General features: G+C 63.3%; 17 protein-coding genes. 4 read left to right on the top strand and 13 right to left on the bottom strand.

Translation table 11 applies throughout. From position 1 onward, the window contains the following. Position 1: 1 nt before the first annotated feature. Positions 2–901 (top strand): LysR family transcriptional regulator, encoded by a 900-nt coding sequence (locus tag NGJ21_RS25160; protein WP_046785767.1) that lies wholly within the window; start codon positions 2–4, stop codon positions 899–901. Positions 902–1,002: 101 nt separating this feature from the next. After that, positions 1,003–2,961: an alkyl/aryl-sulfatase gene (locus tag NGJ21_RS25155; protein ID WP_251962843.1), complete on the top strand. Its 1,959-nt coding sequence runs from the start codon at positions 1,003–1,005 to the stop codon at positions 2,959–2,961. 18 nt (positions 2,962–2,979) lie between these two features. On the opposite strand, the gene NGJ21_RS25150 is transcribed toward NGJ21_RS25155, so the two are convergent. The 3 genes from NGJ21_RS25150 to NGJ21_RS25140 are packed head-to-tail and all read right to left on the bottom strand — an operon-like array spanning position 2,980 to position 5,033. After that, positions 2,980–3,279 (bottom strand): DUF202 domain-containing protein, encoded by a 300-nt coding sequence (locus NGJ21_RS25150; RefSeq protein WP_046785766.1) that lies wholly within the window; start codon positions 3,277–3,279, stop codon positions 2,980–2,982. Further along, positions 3,272–3,658 (bottom strand): YidH family protein, encoded by a 387-nt coding sequence (locus tag NGJ21_RS25145; RefSeq protein ID WP_012314999.1) that lies wholly within the window; start codon positions 3,656–3,658, stop codon positions 3,272–3,274. The genes NGJ21_RS25150 and NGJ21_RS25145 overlap by 8 nt, the downstream gene beginning before the upstream one ends. 28 nt (positions 3,659–3,686) lie before the next feature. Beyond that, positions 3,687–5,033, bottom strand: a complete 1,347-nt coding sequence (locus NGJ21_RS25140) for a DUF1329 domain-containing protein (RefSeq protein ID WP_115274422.1) — start codon at positions 5,031–5,033, stop codon at positions 3,687–3,689. 155 nt (positions 5,034–5,188) lie between these two features. Between NGJ21_RS25140 and NGJ21_RS25135 the strand changes: the two genes are divergently transcribed. Further along, positions 5,189–6,151 (top strand): LysR family transcriptional regulator, encoded by a 963-nt coding sequence (locus NGJ21_RS25135; protein ID WP_039602330.1) that lies wholly within the window; start codon positions 5,189–5,191, stop codon positions 6,149–6,151. Here NGJ21_RS25135 and NGJ21_RS25130 read toward each other — a convergent pair. From NGJ21_RS25130 to NGJ21_RS25100, 7 genes are all read right to left on the bottom strand, one after another. Then, positions 6,136–7,410 (bottom strand): MFS transporter, encoded by a 1,275-nt coding sequence (locus tag NGJ21_RS25130; RefSeq protein ID WP_251962858.1) that lies wholly within the window; start codon positions 7,408–7,410, stop codon positions 6,136–6,138. The genes NGJ21_RS25135 and NGJ21_RS25130 overlap by 16 nt on opposite strands. Positions 7,411–7,515: 105 nt before the next feature. Next, positions 7,516–8,679 carry an acyl-CoA dehydrogenase family protein gene (locus NGJ21_RS25125; protein ID WP_046785762.1) on the bottom strand — a complete coding sequence of 388 codons (1,164 nt, stop codon included), beginning with the start codon at positions 8,677–8,679 and terminating at the stop codon, positions 7,516–7,518. Between the two features lie 15 nt (positions 8,680–8,694). Then, positions 8,695–10,242, bottom strand: coding sequence for an AMP-binding protein (locus NGJ21_RS25120; protein WP_251962842.1), 1,548 nt, complete (start codon positions 10,240–10,242; stop codon positions 8,695–8,697). Between the two features lie 165 nt (positions 10,243–10,407). Further along, positions 10,408–11,664, bottom strand: coding sequence for an OprD family porin (locus NGJ21_RS25115; RefSeq protein WP_251962841.1), 1,257 nt, complete (start codon positions 11,662–11,664; stop codon positions 10,408–10,410). Positions 11,665–11,729: 65 nt separating this feature from the next. Beyond that, positions 11,730–13,034: a CitMHS family transporter gene (locus NGJ21_RS25110; protein WP_012315007.1), complete on the bottom strand. Its 1,305-nt coding sequence runs from the start codon at positions 13,032–13,034 to the stop codon at positions 11,730–11,732. A gap of 124 nt (positions 13,035–13,158) precedes the next feature. After that, complete coding sequence (locus NGJ21_RS25105) at positions 13,159–14,475, bottom strand: dicarboxylate/amino acid:cation symporter (RefSeq protein WP_125924022.1); 1,317 nt, start codon at positions 14,473–14,475, stop codon at positions 13,159–13,161. A 77-nt stretch (positions 14,476–14,552) separates the two neighbouring features. Then, on the bottom strand, positions 14,553–15,632 hold the full coding sequence (locus NGJ21_RS25100; protein WP_174142488.1) for a 4-oxalomesaconate tautomerase: 1,080 nt from the start codon (positions 15,630–15,632) through the stop codon (positions 14,553–14,555). A gap of 147 nt (positions 15,633–15,779) precedes the next feature. Between NGJ21_RS25100 and NGJ21_RS25095 the strand changes: the two genes are divergently transcribed. Further along, a complete protein-coding gene (locus tag NGJ21_RS25095; protein WP_012315010.1) occupies positions 15,780–16,673 on the top strand; it encodes a LysR family transcriptional regulator in 894 nt (297 codons plus the stop codon). A gap of 95 nt (positions 16,674–16,768) precedes the next feature. On the opposite strand, the gene NGJ21_RS25090 is transcribed toward NGJ21_RS25095, so the two are convergent. The 3 genes from NGJ21_RS25090 to NGJ21_RS25080 form a co-directional block, all read right to left on the bottom strand. Further along, the gene (locus NGJ21_RS25090; RefSeq protein ID WP_012315011.1) at positions 16,769–17,548 is read right to left on the bottom strand and encodes a MetQ/NlpA family ABC transporter substrate-binding protein; all 780 of its coding nucleotides are present in this window, start codon (positions 17,546–17,548) and stop codon (positions 16,769–16,771) included. After that, complete coding sequence (solA, locus tag NGJ21_RS25085) at positions 17,545–18,720, bottom strand: N-methyl-L-tryptophan oxidase (RefSeq protein ID WP_251962840.1); 1,176 nt, start codon at positions 18,718–18,720, stop codon at positions 17,545–17,547. The genes NGJ21_RS25090 and solA overlap by 4 nt, the downstream gene beginning before the upstream one ends. 104 nt (positions 18,721–18,824) lie before the next feature. Beyond that, positions 18,825–20,069 carry an MFS transporter gene (locus tag NGJ21_RS25080; RefSeq protein WP_115274412.1) on the bottom strand — a complete coding sequence of 415 codons (1,245 nt, stop codon included), beginning with the start codon at positions 20,067–20,069 and terminating at the stop codon, positions 18,825–18,827. Positions 20,070–20,096: the final 27 nt, after the last annotated feature.

Here is a 20,096-nt window from a genome sequence, read left to right as displayed (position 1 = left end):
CATGAATATATCCAACTTCGATCTCAACTTGCTGCGCGTGCTGGACATGCTGCTGCGTGAACAGAACGTGTCACGCGCAGCGGAACGTCTGGCCCTGACCCAGCCTACAGTGAGCAACGCCTTGGCGCGCCTGCGCGACGTGCTCGGTGATCCGCTGCTGGTGCGGGTCGGCCGACGCATGCGCCCTACCCCACGCGCCCTGGCCCTGGAAGGGCCGATTCGCGCGGCGCTGCAACAGATCGAGCAGACGCTCGGCGCCGGCGACAGCTTCGACCCGGGCCGCAGCCACAGGCAACTGCGCATTGCCCTGACCGACTTCGCCGAACAATTGTGCATGCCCAGGTTGCTCGCCACCCTGCAAACCCAGGCGCCGCACTTGCGCGTGGATGTGCTGCACCTGGCACCCAACCTGCCGGCCGATGCCCTCGACCGTGGTGAACTCGACCTGGTGCTGGGGCGCTTCGACGATGTGCCGGCGCGCTACGAGCGCCGCCACTGGCGCAGCGAAACCCTGCACGTGGCGGTGCGCCAGGGGCACCCAGAGGTCGATGGCGCGCTCGATCTGCAAGCCTTCCTGGGCTTGCGTCACTTGTGGGTGCACGGCGGCCAGACCCGGGGCATGGTCGACCAGTGGCTGGCCGAACAGGGCCTGGCGCGGCGCATTGCCTACACCACGCCCAATTACCTGCAGGCCGCGCACCTGGCCGCCAGCTCCGACCTGTGCGTGGTCTTGCCCACCGCACTGGCCCGCCATTTCGCCCAGCTACTGCCCTTGCAGGTCTTTGACCTGCCTTTCGCCCTGGAGCCCTTCGAGCTGGAACTGGTGTACCTTGCCCACCGTCAGCACGACCCGGCACTGGCCTGGCTGGTAGCGCGCATCATGGACATTCGCAGCGGCTGAGCCATCGCATTCAGGTATGGCCACCCATGCAAGAGTGGTATTGGTTTGCCGGCAACCTCTGTCCTTAGAGTGGTTGCCCCCATAACAACAAGGACCACCCCATGCGCCTACGCTACCTGCCCACCCTGCTGGCCCTCGCCCTGCCCTCTGCGGTGCTTGCCCAGGCGCCGGCCAACGATGCCACCGACCTGACGCGCCAAAGCAACCAGCAATGGCTGCAGCGCCTGCCTTTCGACGACCGGGCTGACTTCGACAACGCCCGCCGCGGCCTGCTGGAAAGCGTCGACCAGGCGGTGCTCAATGCCGATGGCAAAACGGTCTGGGACCTGCAGCGCTACGCCTTCCTCAAGGGCGAGGCACCGGCAACGGTCAACCCCAGCCTGTGGCGCATCGCCCAACTCAATACCATCGCCGGGCTGTTCAAGGTCACCGACCGCATCTACCAGGTACGCGGCCTGGACCTGGCCAACATGACCCTGATCGAAGGCGAGCACGGGCTGATCGTGATGGACCCGCTGCTGTCGGTCGAGACCGCCCGGGCCGGGCTGGCCATGTACTTCAGGCATCGCCCGCAACGCCCGGTGGTGGCGGTGATCTACACCCACCCACACGTCGATCATTTCGGCGGCGTGCGCGGGGTGGTCGACGAGGCCGACGTAAAGGCCGGCAAGGTCCAGGTCATTGCCCCTCAAGGTTTCTTCGAACATGCCATCAGCGAGAACGTACTGGCCGGGCCGGCGATGAAGCGCCGGGCGCAGTACATGTATGGTGCGCCGCTGCCACGCGGGCCACGCGGCCAGGTTGACGCGGGGCTGGGCAAGGGTGTGCCGGCCAATGCCACAGTCAGCCTTATCGCCCCGACTCGGCTGATCGAAAAACCGTTCGAAACCCTGCGTATCGATGGCGTCGATATCGAGTTCCAGCTCACGCCCGGCACTGAAGCACCCGCCGAGATGAACCTGTGGTTCCCTGCGTTCAAAGCCCTGTGCATGGCCGAAAACGCCTCCCATGTGCAGCACAATATTCTCACCTTGCGTGGCGCCCAGGTGCGCGATGCCAAGGTCTGGGCGCACTACCTGGACCAGTCGCTGCTGCGCTACGGCGATCAGGCCGAGGTGGTGTTCGCCCAGCACCATTGGCCAACCTGGGGCGGCGCGGCGATCCGTGAGTACCTGGCCGATCAGCGTGACATGTACGCCTTCCTCGACAGCCAGACGCTGCGCCTGCTCAACCGCGGCCTCACCCCTACCGAGATTGCGGCCGAACTGACCTCGCTGCCACCCCGGCTGGCCAGCAAATGGTACAGCCGCGACTACTACGGCTCGCTCAGCCACAACGTGCGGGCGGTGTATCAGCGCTACATGGGCTTCTACGACGGCAACCCGGCGACCCTAAACCCCTTGCCGCCAAGCGAGGCAGGCCAGCGCTATGTGGCGGCGCTGGGCGGCAGCGAGCGGGTGCTGACACTGGCGCGCGAGGCGTACGGCAAGGGCGACTACCGCTGGGTGGCGGAGCTCACCCGGCACCTGGTGTTCGCCCAGCCGGACAACAGCGCCGCACGTGACCTGCAAGCCGATGCCCTGGAGCAACTGGGCTACCAGAGCGAGAACGCCACCTGGCGCAATGCTTACCTGACCGGTGCGCAGGAACTGCGCAACGGCGTAGCGGCCGGTGCCAGCAAAGGCGGCAGCGCCGACGACCTGGTACGCGCACTGACCCCGACGCTGTTCTTCGACTACCTGGGTGTGCGCGTCGATGCAGCCAAGGCGGCAGAGCAGGACCTGACCATCAACTGGCGCTTCACCGACCTGAACGAAACCTACGCCCTTACCCTGCGCAACGGCGTGCTCACCCACCGCGATCACGCGCAACACGCCAAAGCGGATGTGCAGATCAACATGAGCAAGGCCACCCTGGACCGCATCGCCCTGAAGCAGACCGGTTTTCTCAAGGAAGCCAAAGCGGGAGGAATCGACATCAGCGGTGAGCGCATGAAGTTCATGCGTTTCATGGCTGGGCTGGATGAGCCTGACGGGCGCTTCAATATCGTCACGCCCTGAGCACCCAATAGCGCCGCGCTAAGCAGTGCGGCGCAACCACACCCCTAGCACCAACCCGGCCACCAGTAACGCAGTCAGCGGTACGGTGCGCGCAGCTGCCCAGCCGCGCTCGCTGCGCAACATGGCCAGGCCGCGGCGGTAGATGGCGCGTTCGCGTACCCTGCCCAGCAGCGCCAACAACACTGCCGCGCCCGCCACAGCCTCCATGCCGCCGCGCCATGCCAGGCAAGCCAGCACCAGTAAAGACAACTGTGTTCGTCGCCAGGCCAACACCGTACGCTCGGCCTGCAAACCGGTGTCGACAGTGCCGTCAGCCATGCCAACGCCCCCATAACAGCGGCACCAGTGCCGCGCAAGCCAGCGCGCAGGCCACGCTCAGCAGCGGTACCAGCCGTGGCAGCGGCAATGGCGCATCGCGACGCAGTGCGCGCTCCACCACCAGCCAGCGCCACCCAGCCCCCAGGCTTACCAGCAGGCTCGCCAGCAGCAACGCGAACTCCATGGCCAGGCGCCCGGACTGTGGCCAGGCATGCGCGGCAAAGGTTTCAAGGGCAATGGCACCACCCAGCAGTGCCAGGGCGGTGCGTAGCCATGCCAGAAAGGTGCGTTCATTGGCCAGGGTGAAGCGCGGGTCAGGTGGCTTGCCAGGCCCCAGCAACCAGCGCTCCCAGGCGCTGTAATGGTGATCGGAACTCATCGGCTGTCCTGTGTGTGGCCCTGGGTGCTCAACGCAGCCCTTGGCTGCGCAGCGCCCCAGGTGAGAAGTACGAAGCGCTGGTGCGCAGATCGAAGGTGAACGGCTTGGGTTGCTCGTTGGTCAGGCCCGACAGTTGGTAACGCCCGCTGCGCAGGTCGTAGATCACCTCCATGGCGTTGACCAGTGCCTGCCCGGTGACATGGTAGTAACTGTGCGCCTGGGCCGTGCGCCACAGCCGCCCTTGGTGGTCGAAGAAGTCTGCCTCGACGATGGCCCAGCTGTCCTCGTCCAGGTAATAGCGGCGGCTGGCATAGATATGCTCGGCCCCAGGCTTGAGGGTACCGACCAGCTCCCATACCCGGTGCAATTCGTAGCGTGTTGGCTGCGGGTTGACGTGGCCTTGGCCGATCAGCGCGGTGTAGCTGAGCTGTGGCGAAGCCAGGCGATAACTGTTGTAGGGTACGTGCAGGGTTTTCTTGCCGACCAGGGTCCAGTGGTAAAGGTCGGGGGCACCGTTGAACATGTCGCGGCTGTCGGCGGTGCGCAGCCCGGCAGTGCCCGGGCTGATGTTGTCATAGGCCACTGCAGGCGCGCGCCTGACGCGCCGCTGGCTGCTGCTGTACAACCACGACAGGCGCGGCTGGGCGACCTGGTCGAGGGTTTCGTGCAACACCAAGGCATCACCTGCCAGGCGCGATGGCGCGGTCATGCGGTAGCTCAGGTAATACAGTACGTTGCTTGCCTGGCCGCCAGGCAGCACATCGGGCCGGGCGAAGGTTTGCTGCGCGCTGAACATGACGAAGCGACCATCACGACGCGGGGTGATGCTGTCCGACGCCAAGCTGTAACTGCCGTTGCGTGGCCGCGTCAGATGGTTCCACAGTACCTGCAGGCCATTGCGTGGCAGCGGAAACGCCAGTACCCCGGCAAAACCCTGCACGCCGTTGCCGTCATTGACCAGATGGGCGCTGGCGGCGTTGTGCCTGGCCCACTCGCTCACCCGAGCGGGCACTGCGACACTGCGGTGCGACGGGTAGACCGGCAGGCGAAAAGAGCTGGGGTAACGCTCGAACAGCGCCACCTGGCCTGCCGTGAGCTGCTCGCGATAGTGCGGGTAGTTCTGCGCAGTGATGGTGTACAGCGGCTGCTCATCGGCGTAGGGGTCCAGTGGCGTGCCGTTGACCGCCAGCGAGACCTGCCCCGGTTGCAGCCCCCCGCTCCAGGCCGGTATGCGGCCATCACTGCTGGGTGCACGCTCGGCACCCACGGGTGTCAGCTGCGGGGGCAGTGGCGCGAGTGGCGTGGCGCCAAGGTGAAGGGCCAGCAGGCTGGCATTGACGAACAGAACGCTTCGCAGCAGGGCGACAGGTTTCATGGGTTTGGCCTCTTGTTGTTGTTGGCTGACCTGGCCGGGCGGGCTTGCCTTGGCACGCCCTTTCCGGGTGATACTAGGAGCCACGCTTCGAACCCCACAAATAACGTGTTCGGATACGTGCCATATCAGTTCGGCATACCCTTGGAACCGCTGCGATGACCCTCAAACAGCTCCGCTACCTGATCGCAATCGTCGAAGCCGGCAGTTTCTCCTCGGCCGCGCGTCGCGCCTACATCGCCCAGCCGGCGCTGAGCAGGCAGATCGGCCTGCTGGAGAGTGAACTGGAAATGCAGTTGCTCGACCGCCAGCACGACGGCATCGTTCTGACCGACGCCGGGCGGCAGCTTTACGAGGTGGCCCGCCAGGTGGTGCAGAAACTCGATTCGGTGAAGGACGAGCTCAAATCAAGCCGCGGTGACCCCAAGGGGCATGTCGCCATTTCCATTCCGGCCACTGCCGCAGACCTGCTGCTGCCGGAAATCCTCAAGCGTGCCGAACAGCGCTTTCCCGGTGTGACCTTGACCGTGTGGGATGGCCTGAGCCGCAACGGTGGCCAGGCCATCGAACTGGGCAAGGTTGACTTCGGCGTGGTGCCCAACGCCGAGGAGCTTGAACATGTCGAAGCCGAGGCGATCTTTACCGAGGCGCTGTACTGGGTCGGCCCTTCAGCTGCCGGCGCTGCCGACACCATTACCCTGGCCGAAGCCGCCGCCACGCGGCTGGTGCTGCCACCAAGGGCGCTGCACCTGCGCCGGCGCATCGAACAGGCGGCCATGGAAGCCGGCGTGCCGTTGGCGGCCGCCTACGAGCAACAATCGGCACCCGGCATAGCCAGCCTGGTGCGCGCAGGGCTGGCGGCGACCATCAGCAACTGGCCGCCGCTGTGTGAGCTGCTCGAACCGACGCAGGCGCGGCTCATCGTCGAGCCACGCATCAGCCGCACCATTGCCCTTGCGCACTCACGGCACAAGCCCCTGTCGTTTGCCGCCGGTTGCTTGCACGACCTGGTGCGCGGGCTGCTGATCGAACTGGTACTCGGCGGCCGTTGGCGTGGTGAGCTGATCGGCGGCGATGACGCGCCGCTCGGGTCGGTGCCCGGGGTTCAGCTGGCTGTCTGAGAGCGCGCCGGCACGCCATGCTCGACCGCAACCGGTTCACCCAGGCGCTTCAGGGTGCGCTGCGGGTTCAAGGTCACCAGGCCCGCCAGCCCGGCCACGACCAGTACGGCGCCACAGACCAAAAAGCCTTGGGCATAACCTGCGGGATGCTCGGCGCCCGCTCCTTGCACCAGCAACCCGGTTACCACCGGCGCAGCCAGGCCGGCCAGCGAAGCGATACCGTTACCGATCGCAAGCACCCCGCCCCGCTGGGCCGTCGGGGTGAACTCGGCGAGCATGGCCGGCCCCACGGAGTACATGACCAGTGCCAGCCCGCCACTTAAAGTCAGTGCGCCAACCCGCACGGCGGTGCTCAGGCCTGGCAACACCAGCGACGCAGACAGCAGCCCGGCAAGTATCAGGCACAGCGAGACGAATACGCCGCGCGCCACGCGCGACGATACGCCACGGCGCATCAGGCGTTGTGACAACCAGGCCATCAACAGGCTCAACGGCGTGGTCACCACCACGAACATCACAAAGATCCGCCCCGTCTGCAGCGGGTCGATGCCCAGGCCGACCTGCAGATAACTGGGCACCCAGGTCAGCGTCAGGGCCAGCGACCAGTTGGCGGCGAAGTGGCAAAGGTAGTTGCCCATCACGCTGGGGTCGCCCAGCAGCTTGCGATATGGTATCGCCGGCTCATCGCTCTTGAGCTGGCTGGCGCGCAGGCGCTCAAGGGTGCCCTCCTGCCCCAGCCGCCACCACAACAGGCACCACACCAGGCCGATCAGCGAAAGGATGATGAAGTTGGTGCGCCAGCCGTAGTGCAGGCTGACCCAGGGGATCATCGCGCCAGCCACCAGCAGCCCCATGGCGCTACCGGCATGCAGCAGCGCCACAGGCAGGTTGCGACGGTCATTGGGGAACCACTTGTACAGCGCATGAGTGGCGACCGGCGATGCCGGCCCCTCACCGATGCCCAGCAGCACGCGGCAGGCAACGATGGCCCACAGTGAAGTGGCGAACAGCATCGGCAACTGGATCACCGCCCAGAACAGGCCCATGCCCAATAGCAGTGTGCGAGTGGGGCGCCGGTTGGCCATGAAGCCTCCGACCACGGCGGACAGGGCGAAAAACCAGTGCAAAGCACCGCCAATGAGCCCGAACTCAGTCGCCGTCAGGCCCAGTTCGGCGCTCATCGGCACCGCGACCAGGCCGATCACCACCTTGTCGAGAAAATTGACCAGCATCAGCAGGGCCAGCAGCACGGCCACCATCCAGGCCGTACGGGGGTTGGGCAGGGAAGCATCCACAGTCATGGCGATTACTCTTGTTATTGTTGTGGAATGTAACAAAAGGCCGCCGCAGTGGCGGCCCGAGGGTCACGCGGGCATCAGCACGCCTTTGGCGATGGTGTTGCGCTGGATTTCACTGGTACCGGTCAGGATGCGCATCATTCGGGTGGCACGGAAAATCCATTCCACCGGGTGGCCCTGCATCAACCCGGCACCGCCATGCACCTGCACGGCCTTGTCGGCAATGCGGAATGCGGCCTCGGAGACGAACAGCTTGCACATCGGCGCCTGGGTCCGGATATCGCCGCCGGCATCGTTCACCTGCGCAGTGGCGTAGACCATGCTGCGTGCTGCGTGCAGCTCAGTGGCCATGTCGGCGATCATATGGTTGACCGCCTGGAACATGGCGATCGGCTGGCCGAACTGCTTGCGGCTACGGGCATGCTCGATCGACAGGTTCAGGGCCAGGCCGGCCATGCCCAGCAAGGTCGGGCAATGCAGCAGCCGGTTGAGGGTAATGCGCCCCATGGCCAGCTTGAACCCTTGGCCCTCCTCGCCAATCAGGTTGGCCGCTGGCACGCGCACCTCATCCAGCACGATGTCGCCATGAGCCCCACCACCGGACATCACCGCATAGTCGCTTTCGACACGCACGCCCGGCGCCTTGAGGTCGACGAAGAACGCCGAAATGCCCTGCGCGCCCTGCCCGGGCCCGGTCACGGCCAGCAACACCGCCAGGTCGGCGTAAGTGGCACCAGAGATGTAACGCTTGCTGCCGCTCAGCACGTAGTGATCACCGTCGCGGCGCGCCTGGGTGCGGATGGCAGTGGCGTCCGAACCTGCCTCGGCCTCGGTCAGGGCGAAGCACACGGCTTTCTCGGCGCGGCACACCGGCTGCAGGAAATGCTCCACCTGATAGGGGCTGGCCACTTTGAGCAGGTGGCCCACCCGCGGCGGCCCGGACAGCTCACCCAATACATGCGGGGCCAGCATCGAGCCGGTCAGTACCGTGGCTTCCTTCACGGCGCACAGGTCAGCCACGCTCAAACCTGCACCACCCATGGCCTCAGGCAGCATGAGGGTGTAAAGGCCCTGCTCGCTGGAGCGTTTCCATACTTGCCGCAAGACCGCCTGAGGGTGTGGGCGCGCCCAGTCCAGCTGCATTTCCTGCTCCAGCGGGCGAACCTGGTCGCGGACGAACCCTTCGATGGCTTCGATGATCTGCGCAGCTTTTGCACTCGGTTGATACATGGTCATGCTCCCTGATCAGATACGACGATCGCTGTGTTGCCAGTAGGCTTCCCGGACCAGGCGGCGGACCACCTTGCCATTGGGGTTTTTCGGCAGTTCGGTGACAAAATCCACGCCGCGCGGCTTCTTGAAACCGGCCAGGGCGCGGCCGCAGCGCTCGATGAGCTCGGCGGCGTCAAGCTGTGCGCCGGGCTTGAGCACCACCACAGCGCGCACCGCTTCACCCCACTGCTCGTCAGGCACGCCGACCACTGCCACCTCGAACACTTCTGGGAAGCCGTAGATCACCTGCTCCACTTCGCTGGGGTACACGTTGAAGCCCCCGGAAATGATCATTTCCTTCTTGCGATCGACGATGAACACGTAACCCTGCGCATCGACCGTGGCCAGGTCGCCGGTCAGGTAGTAGCCGTCGCGCATGACTTCGGCGGTGAGCGCCGGCGCGCGCCAGTAGCCCTGCATGATGTCCGGCCCCTTGACCACGATTTCGCCGATCTCGCCCGGTGCCACATCCTCGAATGCCTCGTTCACCACCCGCAGGTCGGTTTCGAAATAGCAGCGCCCGCAAGAGGCCAGGCGCTGGTAGTTGCCGTCTTCGATCAGGTGGTCCTGCTCGGTCAGTACCGTGACCAGCGAACAGGTTTCGCCGGCACCATAACCTTGCACGAGAATCGGCCCGAACAGTTCGATGGCCTTTTTCACCAGGGCCGGGGCCATGGGCGCGGCGCCATACATGACCAGTTTGAGGCTGGACAGGTCGAAGCGCTCGACGTCGGGGTAATTGACCAGCCGGTTGATCATGGCCGGTACCAGGAACAGCCGCGTCACCCGCTCACGTTCGATGGCCTCCAGCAACAGGCGATCGTCGTAGCGGTCGAGCAGCAGGTTGCAGGCGCCCACCGCCAGCAGCGGCATGATCTGCATGCCGCTGGCATGGGTGATCGGCCCCACATGGGCCATCACATCGTCAGGGCCTGAACGCCGCGTGGGGCTGGCGATGCTCTTGCGGACCAGCGCCTTGCGGTTGCCAAACGACAACATGGCCGCCTTGAGTACACCGGAGCTGCCGGAGGTGTAATGCAGCACTGCCAAGGCGTCGTCGGCAGGGTCCAGGCTACACGGTGCCTCGCTGCCGCGCTCAAGCAGCGCGGCATAACCCAGGTCACCGCCCTCGCCCTCCAGCGCGATCACCTGGCGCAACATCGGCAAGGCCTCGCGTCGTTCAGCCAGCGCCTGGGCGAAGGTGGCATCGGTGATCAGCGCAACGCTGCAGGAGTCTTCCAGCACCCGTACCACTTCATCCAGCGACAACCGCGCGTTGATCGGCACCTTGACCATCGCCGCCTTGTACAGCGCCACCTCTGCCTCTACCAGTTCCACGCGGTTGGCAGCCAGGATCGCCACATGTTCACCGCTGGCAACGCCCAGTGCACCCAGCCCCGAGGCAAGGCGGTTGCTGCGCCGTTCCAGCTGGGCATAGGTCAGGCGCGTCTGGCTGTCCGCCACGGCAGTGTGGTCCGGCCAGTAGCGGGCACTGCGGGTAATGATCTTTCCAAGGTTCACGTTGTTGTTCTCGTCGACAGGAAGACATCGACGATGCTAAACAGCCAGGCGCGGGCGGATGTAATACCAGTTTCCGATGCCGGCCATAACGAATTTGGCTGGCATCGGACAAACGCCTGAAACCGTTGGCGCATTGCCCCAGGCACTGGCGTTTACAGGCCAGTTTCACCAGATGGCAATGTCATAGGTCAGGTAGAGGCGATTGCTGTCCCTTCCGCGGGAATAGTCAGACCTGTAGACATAGTTGCGCAGCCGTACCCCCAGCCCTTTGAGTGCCCCGCCCTGCACCACATACGCAAGCTCGGCGTCACGCTCCCATTCACTCAACCCCTGCGCCCCGGAGCGGCCGTTGTCGCCGCTCAGGTAGCGTGTCATGAAGGTCAGCCCAGGCACGCCTGCGGCGGCAAAGTTGTAGGCATAGCTTGCCATCCAGGTCTTTTCTTCTTCCTCGATGAACTTGCCGATGCCAACGTTGCTGAACGAATACACCGTGGCACCACTGATGTACGGCAGGCCGGCTTCACCGTCCAGCACCTGATACCCGGCGCCGAAGGTGTGCCCTGAATGGGCGTAGGACACCTGTGCGCTGAACATGTCGTTGTCGATGCTGCCGCCGTACGCCGCGCCGCTGTCACGGCTGGTGAAATACCGCAGGTCGGTGGTCAGCACCCCGCCGGCCAGCGCAAGGTCATGCACCAGGCCGGCAAAGTCCTGGCGGTAGAAGTGCTCGAGCTGACCGTGGAAGTAGCTCAAGCGCAAGTGCTTACTGAACGCGTAGTCGGCGCCGGCGAAGCTGAAGTCGCCAGACTCGGCGCCGCCATAACCGTCCAGGTACAAGCCGGTACTGTCGGAAGAGTCGCGTTGCTTGAACCGGTCCAGATGCCCGGCGGTGAGCGTCAGCCCATCGATGTCGGTACTCGTCAGCTGTGTGCCCTGGTAGGTCTGCGGCAGTACTCGGGCATCGTTGTAGACCAGTACGGGTGTCTTGGGCAGCAAGGTACCGTGCTTGACCACCGTACGGCCCAGACGAGCCTTGGCCGTCACCCCGGCACTGGCGAACTCCTGGGCGGCGCGACCGTCGTCATGCACCGGCAACAGGCCCGTACCGCTGCGGCCACGGCCGGAGTCCAGCCTGACCCCCAAGAGCCCCATCGCATCGAGCCCCAGGCCCAGCTTGCCTTGGGTAAAGCCCGACTGGTAGTCGAGCAGAAAGCCTTGCGCCCACTCGGTTCGCTCGCTTTTGGCGGTGGCGGCGGCGCGGGCGCTCATGCCCTGCTCGTCGCGGAAATTCTCGTTGAAATAAACGTTGCGCAGTTGCAGTTTGAGTTTGCCGTCATCGACAAATCCAGCAGCGCCGGCAACAGGCAGGCAGCCGCAGAGCAGGCCACAGGCGGCCGCCGCACGCAGAGCAGTTGGGGACATGTTCGGTACTCTGTTGTTGTTTTTGAATGAGTAGAAAGCGGGCGCCCGGCGGCGCCCTGGGCGGATCAGACGAAGAAGGACAAGGCACCGGTGAGCAGGGCCAGCGCGGTGATCACCAGCGAGGTGAGCACTGCCCATTTGACGGTGGCCTTCTGAAAGTCGCCTATATCGCGGTCGACCATGCCCACCAGCAACAGGGTCGAAGCCACCAGAGGGCTCATCAGGTGCACCGGCTGGCCGAGCACCGAAGCGCGGGCGATCTCTACCGGGTCGATGCCGTAGGCGGCAGCCGCGTTGGCCAGGATCGGGACTACGCCAAAGTAGTAGGCATCATTGGACAGGACGAACGTCAGCGGCATGCTGGTGATCGCCACCACCAGCGGGAACCAGTGGCCCCAGGACTGCGGAATCCAGTCCACCAGTGTCTGCGCCAGCGCATCGACCATCTTCGTGCCGGAGAAGATGCCGGCGAAAATCCCTGCGGCAAACACCAGCAGCACGACCGTCATGGCGTTGCCGGAGTGGGCCAGGATGCGCTCTTTCTGCACCTCGAGTTGCGGGTAGTTGATCATCAAGGCAGCGACAAAACCGATCATGAACAGGATCGCTGCGTGCATCACGCCCAGGACCAGCGCGATCATCACCGCCACCACCAGCAACAGGTTGACGTAGGCAAGCCGCGGACGCTTGTGCGGCGTGTCCTCGAGAATCGCCTTGATGTAGCAATTGCCGCCACCGGATTCGAGCTTGATGTTGCCGATGCGTTTGCGTTCGGCACGGCCCAGCAGGAACGCGGTGAAGACTACCCAGGCAGCCCCACCGATCATGGTCGGCAACATCGGGATGAAGTACTCGGTCGCATCGAGCCCCAGCGCGGCGATGGCCCGTGTCGCCGGCCCGCCCCATGGGCTCAGGCCACTCATGATGCTCAGCGAAAGCATCGCCACCGTTGCCAGGATCATCGGGTTCATGCCGATGCGCTTGTACAGCGGCAACATGGCCGCACAGGTGATCATGTAGGTGGTAGTGCCATCACCATCGAGCGCCACCAGCAGCGAAAGCAGTGCAGTGCCGATGGCGATCTTGATCGGGTCGCCATTGACGCGTTTGAGAATCTTGCGGATCAGCGGATCGAACAGCCCTGCGTCGATCATCAGGCCAAAGAACAGAATGGCGAACAACAGCAGTGCAGCCGACGGGGCAACCATCTTCAGGCCGTCGAGCATCATCTTGCCGGTTGTCGGCGCAAACCCGCCGATCACGGCGAACACGATGGGGACTACGGTGAGCGCAACGATCGGCGACAGCCGTTTGCTCATGATGAGGTAGGTGAAGGTCACCACCATGATCAGGCCAAGCAATGCGAGCATGATTGGGTTCTCTTGTTTTTATTCTAGGCGTGGCCATCTGGCGCGCAGGCGGCCCCCTGCCCCACTCGGCATCACAGTGATGCTGAGCGGGGTTCAAGTCAACGAAGGGTGTTACGGGTGATGATCAGCCGTGATGACGGGGCTCTGCAGGCCAACTGGGCGCTGTTGGCGCGGCCTGCCCGGCGAGCGGCTCACGCTCACCGTTAAGGGTGCGCATCAAGGTATCCCGCTCACAGGCATTTTCCGAAAGCGAGACCACCACGGTGGCAACTGCATTGCTGGCCAGGCTGGTCAGGGCGCGCGCCTCGGACATGAAACGATCGACGCCGATCAGCAGCGCCAAGCCTGCCAACGGGATGTCGTGGATGACGGTCAGGGTCGAGGCCAGGGCTACGAAGCCACTCCCGGTCACACCGGCAGCGCCCTTGGAAGACAGCAGCATGATGGCGAGCATGGTGATGGTCTGCCCCAGGGTCAGGTCGATGTTGCACGCCTGGGCGATGAAGATGGCCGCCAGTGACAGGTAGATCGCCGTGCCGTCCAGGTTGAAGGAGTAACCGGTGGGCAGCACCAGCCCCACCACCCCTTTTTTGCAGCCCAGTTTTTCCAGTTTCTCCAGCATGCGCGGCAACACCGGCTCGGTAGAAGAAGTACCGAGCACCACCAGAAACTCCTCACGGAAATAACGCAGCAGTTTCCACAGGCTGAAACCATGCGCGCGGCAGATGCCACCGAGTACGACGATGACGAAGAAGGCGCAGGCGATGTACAAGGTGCCTACCAGCTTCGCCAGGGCGCCAAGCGAACTGATGCCGTACTGGCCTACGGTAAAGGCCAGGGCACCGAACGCACCGATCGGCGCGAAGCGCATCAGGTAGCCAAAAATGCGAAACACCATGGCCGAAGCGGATTCGAGCACATCCAGCACCGGCTTGCCCTTCTCACCCATCGAGGACAGGGCAAAACCGCTGAGTACCGCGATGAACAGCACCGGCAGCACTTCGCCTTTGTTGAATGCGCCGATGAAGGTATCGGGAATGATGTGCATGAAAAAGTCGACCACGCTCAGTTTCGCCGCCGACGCCGCATACTGGCTGAGCCCCTCGGTGCTGAGGGTGGCGGGGTCGATGTTCATGCCCTCGCCGGGACGGAAAAGGTAGACCGCCGCAAGGCCGATGATCAGGCTGACAACGGTCAACCCCAGGAACAGGAGCAAGGTCTTGCTCATCAAGCGCCCCAGCGAACGCTTGTCGGTCATGCCGGCAATCCCGGTGACGATGGTGCAGAACACGACAGGCGCGATCATCATCTTGATCAGCTTGATGAAGGCATCGCCCAGCGGTTTGAGCGCAACGGCCTGTTGCGCCCAGAAATGCCCGACCACTACGCCCAGCACGACGGCGCAGAGAATCTGGAAGTACAGTGATTTTGCGATCTTCATGAGGCATCACCCATTGTTGAAATTGTGCGGATGCGCTTTGTTGCCTGGGTTACCACGGTTTGACGCCAGGCCGGGTTTCAACCGGCCATACGCTGAAAACCAGGGGCGTATACAAAACCGGAGAACAGCCTGCGGGCAGTGCGTACCACCGAGGCCTGAATGGTCTGGCCATCAGGGCCACCGCGCGAAAGCGCGACATCGATACCGCCGCTGGGATGTTCCAGGCGTACTTGGGTGAGTGCTTCGGCAGTATCACCGAGCATGTCCATCACTACAGTGCCTGGGCTGACGCAGGCAGTTGCCAGCCCGATGGACCCTGTGATGGCCAGCGCCCGGTGGCAGTTGTGCGGCATGAAATACCGGACCTGCAGCGTACCGTCAAAGCGTGGTGCCGATATCAGCACGGGCTTTGGGATCACCATGCCGCTGACGTCGCCCAGGCCCATGGCCTTGCCCGCTTTCAGGCGCAGGGCTTCCAGGCGCTGCAGCAGGGCCGTGTTCGCATCCAGTTGCGCTGGGGTTTCCGACCCCGTTACGCCCAGTTGCGCGGCATCGACGATCATCATGGGCATGGCCATGTCGATGCAGGTCACGGGAATACCGTCGATCACATCCTTGGCCTGCCCCGTCGGGAACAGCTTGCCGGTCTTGCTACCCACGGCATCGAGGAAGGTCAGGTGAACCGGGGCGGCAGTGCCCGGCACGCCGTCGATCGCCGTACGCCCTTCGTAGCGCACGATGCCGCCGGGTGTCTCCACCAGCGAATTGACGAAAGTGTTGGTGTTGAGGTTGCGGATACGCACCAGGGTCTTGCCGTCATTGCCCTTGACCAGCCCTTGCTCGATGGCGAAAGGGCCCACGGCACACAGCATGTTGCCGCAGTTGGGGGCGGTATCGACGCGGCGCTGGGCAACCATCACTTGCACGAACAGGTAGTCGACATCGGCGTCGGCATGCAGCGAAGGGCTGATGATGGCCACCTTGCTCGTCTGCGGGCTGCCACCGCCGATGCCGTCGATCTCAAGCTCGTGACCGGAGCCCATCAGGTTGATCAGCAGCTCGTCGCGCTCGACCACATTGGCTGGCAGATCCCACGCATGAAAGAACGGGCCTTTGGAGGTACCGCCGCGCATGAGCACACAAGGAATTCGTTGCATGACTACTGACTCTTGTTGATCAATTGGGGAAATTGATGTTCTGGACACAAGAGTGACAAAGATTGATAAATCGATCCAATGCAAATATCGTCGCCATTGTTGCGTTTAACAAAACAATAAAGCGGTGAATTCCCTTAGGAAAACATCATGGAATATGAGCTGCAAGACATAAGATCTTTCGTGAAAATCGCCGAACTTGGCAGCTTTCACGAGGCGGCTGAGGTGCTGCACCTCTCACAACCCGCGTTGAGCCGGCGGATAAAAAAGCTCGAAGAGGGTCTGGGAACACCCCTGCTCGAGCGGACCACCCGTCGCGTGAGCCTGACCACCGTCGGCCGCGATTTTCTGCCCAAGGCCAGGCGCCTGCTGGATGATTTTGAAGATTCGATCCTGAGCATTCGCGAACTTGCAGAGCGCCAGACCGGCCAGGTGACCCTGGCCTGCATCCCAACCGCCGCGTTCTACTTCCTGCCCTCGGTGATTCGGGACTACAACGAGCAGTACCCGAAAATCCGGATTCGGCTGCTGGACCTCAGTGCCAACGAGGGGCTGGAGGCGGTGCTGCGCGGCGAAGCCGATTTCGGCATCAACATGATGAGCGGCCAGCATCCGGATATCGAGTTCGTGTCGCTGGTGCAGGAGCGTTTCGTGCTGGCCTGCCGGCGCGACCACGAGCTGGCCGATCGCGCTTCGGTCACCTGGACAGAGCTTGCCGATTACCGGCTCATCGGCGTCGGCCGCCTCAGTGGCAACCGCATGTTGCTGGACCATGCGCTGTCCGGGCTCAGCTGGCGGCCGAAGTGGTTCTATGAGGTGCAGCACCTTTCCACCTCGTTGGGCATGGTCGAAGCCGGGCTGGGGGTGTCGGCCATGCCAAGCCTGGCCATGCCGGCTGCCGACCATCCAACGCTGGTGAGCATTCCGCTGATGGAGCCCGAGGTGACGCGCACGCTCGGGCTGGTGTATCGACGTGGGGCCTCGCTTTCACCAGCGGCAGAGAAGTTTGTTTCCATTTTGCTGGAGAAGTGGCCGAACCGTTGATCGGTTGGGGTTACTCAAGAGTCAGGTTTTTAACGGATTGTCCGGGGGCGGGATATCGGGAGGTGGACGCCACAGCAATCCCCAAAGGCCAAAAATCAGAACGCCGGCACAACATCGCCGTGGTAGCGATCCAGGATGAACTGCTTCACCTGAGGCGAATTCAACAATGCCCCAAGCTTCTGTACAGCCGGGTCGCTAGCCTTGTCCCTGCGTACATACAGGTAGTTGGCGTACGGCGATTCCGAGCTTTCGATGAACAACGCATCCTTGTGCGGCTCAAGCTTGGCCTCCAGCGCGTAGTTGGCATTGATCAGCGCCAGGTCCACCTGACCAAGGACGCGCGGCAGCATGGCGGCTTCAAGTTCCTTGAACTTCAGATGCTTCGGATTGCTGGTGATGTCAGCGGCGGTCGCCATGATATTGCCAGGGTCCTTGAGCGTGATCAGCCCCTGCTTGGCAATCAGTAGCAGTGCGCGCCCGGAGTTGGTGGGGTCGTTGGGAATTGCAACGATGGCGCCGTCCTGCAACTCGGCCACAGATTTGACCTTGCTTGAGTAGGCCCCGAACGGTTCGATGTGTACAGCAACAACCGGGACCTGGTCGCTATTGGGCCGGTCTTTCTTGTACGCCTCGTAGTAGGGCTTGCTCTGGAAGTAGTTGGCATCCAGCCGGCCCTCGTCTACCTGGCGGTCAGGCTGGATATAGTCGGTGAAGACCTTGATATCCAGCTCGACCCCCTGCTTGGCCAGCTCAGGTTTGAGGAATTCCAGAATCTCGGCGTGAGGCACAGGCACCACAGCGATCTTGAGCGTTTCAGCCTGTGCAGTACCGAGCGTGGCAGCCAGCAGAGCCAGCGAAAGTGCAATGCGCTTCACGAGAGTTTTCCTTGGAATCGTTGGAGGGTGAACGATGAAAGATCGAGGTCGGTCGAGCCCCGGATGCACCACTGGGCGAATGCCTCGCCCAAGGCGGCGGAGTGTTTGAAACCATGGCCAGAGCACGCTGACACCACCAAGGTGTGCTTCAGCGCAGGGTGTTCGTCGATAATGAAGTGGCGATCTGCCGTGACGGTGTAGGCACAAACGGCAGACTTGACGACCTTGTCGGTCACCCCGGCGATACGGCCTTGTACTTGCAACTCGTACATCTCGCGCTCTTCTGCCGCGCTCACGGTCCGGTCCAGCAGGTCGGGCAGCGATGCCGTGTGGTATTGGGCCGTGGCGATTTTCAGGCTGCCCTCACCCGGCAGCGCAGGGAAACCGTAATTGATTTTGTCGTCCCCGCGCCCATGGGTCAGGATGAACGTTGGCGATGCACCCTCAAGGCCCGCCTGGGCTTCGAGCTCGAACCAGAACAGCTTCTGCCGGTAGACACGCAGCAAACGGTCGAACGGCTCGCCCAACAAACCACCCGCCCAGTTGCCGGCACTGAACACCAGTTTGCGGGCCTTTAACGTACGCAGGTTGGTGCAGACCGTGACGCCGCTTTCATCCGAGCTGATCTGAGTAACCGTTTCACCTGTGTGCAGCGTTGCCCCGTGTTGCACTGCCAGGCGCAACTGCGCGTCGATGCACCGTTCGGGGCGCACGAAGCCGCCACCGGGCTCGAAGTAGCCGATCGCATCGTCGCGCACGTTGGCAAATTGCGGGAAGCGCTGACGGATCTGTGCAGCGCCAAGCACTTCGTGCTCGATTCCGTAGGCTTGGGCCAGGCCTATGGTGCGCAGGGTGAAATCGCTTTTATCGTCCGGATCGAAGTCGGGACTGGAGGTCAGTGCCAGCAAACCGGACTGCTCGAACAGCGATTCGCCAGACAGCGCCTCAAGTTCACGCCAGATTTGCTGGGCCCTCTTCACGATGGGCACATACTGGGCACCCTCGCCAACGGAAAGCCGGGTAATGCGCGTATCACCGTGGCTCGAGCCAAGGGTATGCGGTGGGTGGTAGCGATCGACCCCCACCACATCCACGCCCGCCTTGGCCAATTGATAAACGGTGGCGGCCCCCATGGCACCAAGCCCGATGACGACTACTTCGCAGTGCTCCACTGACTATCGCTCGCTCAAAAAGGCGTTAGTTGAAAGCAGGCGGGCTCAGTAAACAAAGAATTAAAGGGTATATCGATATGCCCTTGAGTAGACCGTGTTCAACCTCAGCTTTCTTTCACTGGCGCGGGTGCCGTTGCGCGAGCGCGTTTAGCAGCATTACCGGACCGATCGCTTGCCATCCACAACAGCAGTGACAAGCCCACCGCCAGCACTGCAATCAGCGCACCCACCCAGCCCAGCGCAGCCAGACCCAACTGCTCAATGGTAACGCCGCCAATCACAGCGCCCAACCCGATGCCCGCGTTCGCCGCAGAGACGTTCAGCGTGCCGGCGAGGGCCTGCGCTTTGGCGCCTGCGATCATCACGCGCACCTGGCAAACAGGGAACAACGCGGTATACGCAATACCCCACGCGGCCAGGGCCACTACCAGCAGCCACAGCGTATCGACCGCGGGCGGTGCACCCGCCATGCCGGCGCCCAGCACCGTCAACAACACGATGGTCGCGCCAAGCGGGCTGCGGTCGACCAGCCGCCCGCCGATGGCGTTGCCAATCATGCCCACCGCACCGAAGCCCATCAGCCACCAGCCGACCTGCGCGCTGGGCACATGGGCAAGGCGCTCGAGCATGTCAGCCAGGTAGGTGTATGCGCTGAACATGGCAGTGAACACCACCACCGAGAGCGCGACGTGGAAGACGAACTTCGGATCCCGCAGGATGACCGTCTGGCGCTCGCCGCCCGCCCTTTTGGGGGCCTCTGGCAACTGTGGCAGGAACACCCACATCAGCAGCGCAATGACCAGGCAAAGGCCCGAGATCAACCAGAAGGTGCCCCGCCAGCCGAGCGCATCGGCTGCCAGTGTGCCCAAGGGAATGCCGAACACGAACGCCGCCGTGATGCCCAGATAGACCCGGGCGACCGCCTTGCCTTCATTGCCTTTACCCGCCAGCTGGGCTGCCGATTCACTGGCGGTGCCCCAGAACACGGGAAGCGTCGCAGCAGCCAGGATGCGCGACAATGCCATGGTCCAGAAGTCAGTAGCGACCGCCGACAGCGCATTGGATGCGGCGAAGATCAGCAGGACCCCGAGAAACACCTTTTTGCGATCCCAGTGGGATATCGCAGCGGTGAGAAACGGCCCGACAAGCATCACGGTAAAGGCGAACACGGTGACCAACTGACCCGCTTTGGGCACAGTAATACCCAGATCCCGGGCGAGCCCGGGCAAGATGCCGAGAATGATGAATTCGGTGGTCAGCACCGCGAACGCCGCCATCGTGAGGATCAGAATGCTGGTGCCTGCACGGGCATCTGCTGCCCCCGACAGGGACGCAGGGTTGGCATGCATGAGCGAATACTCCAGAACAGGAAAATG

This window comes from Pseudomonas sp. Marseille-Q5299 (assembly GCF_943737035.1).
GTDB lineage: Bacteria > Pseudomonadota > Gammaproteobacteria > Pseudomonadales > Pseudomonadaceae > Aquipseudomonas > Aquipseudomonas putida_E.
This window is presented reverse-complemented; position numbering and strand designations above follow the sequence as displayed.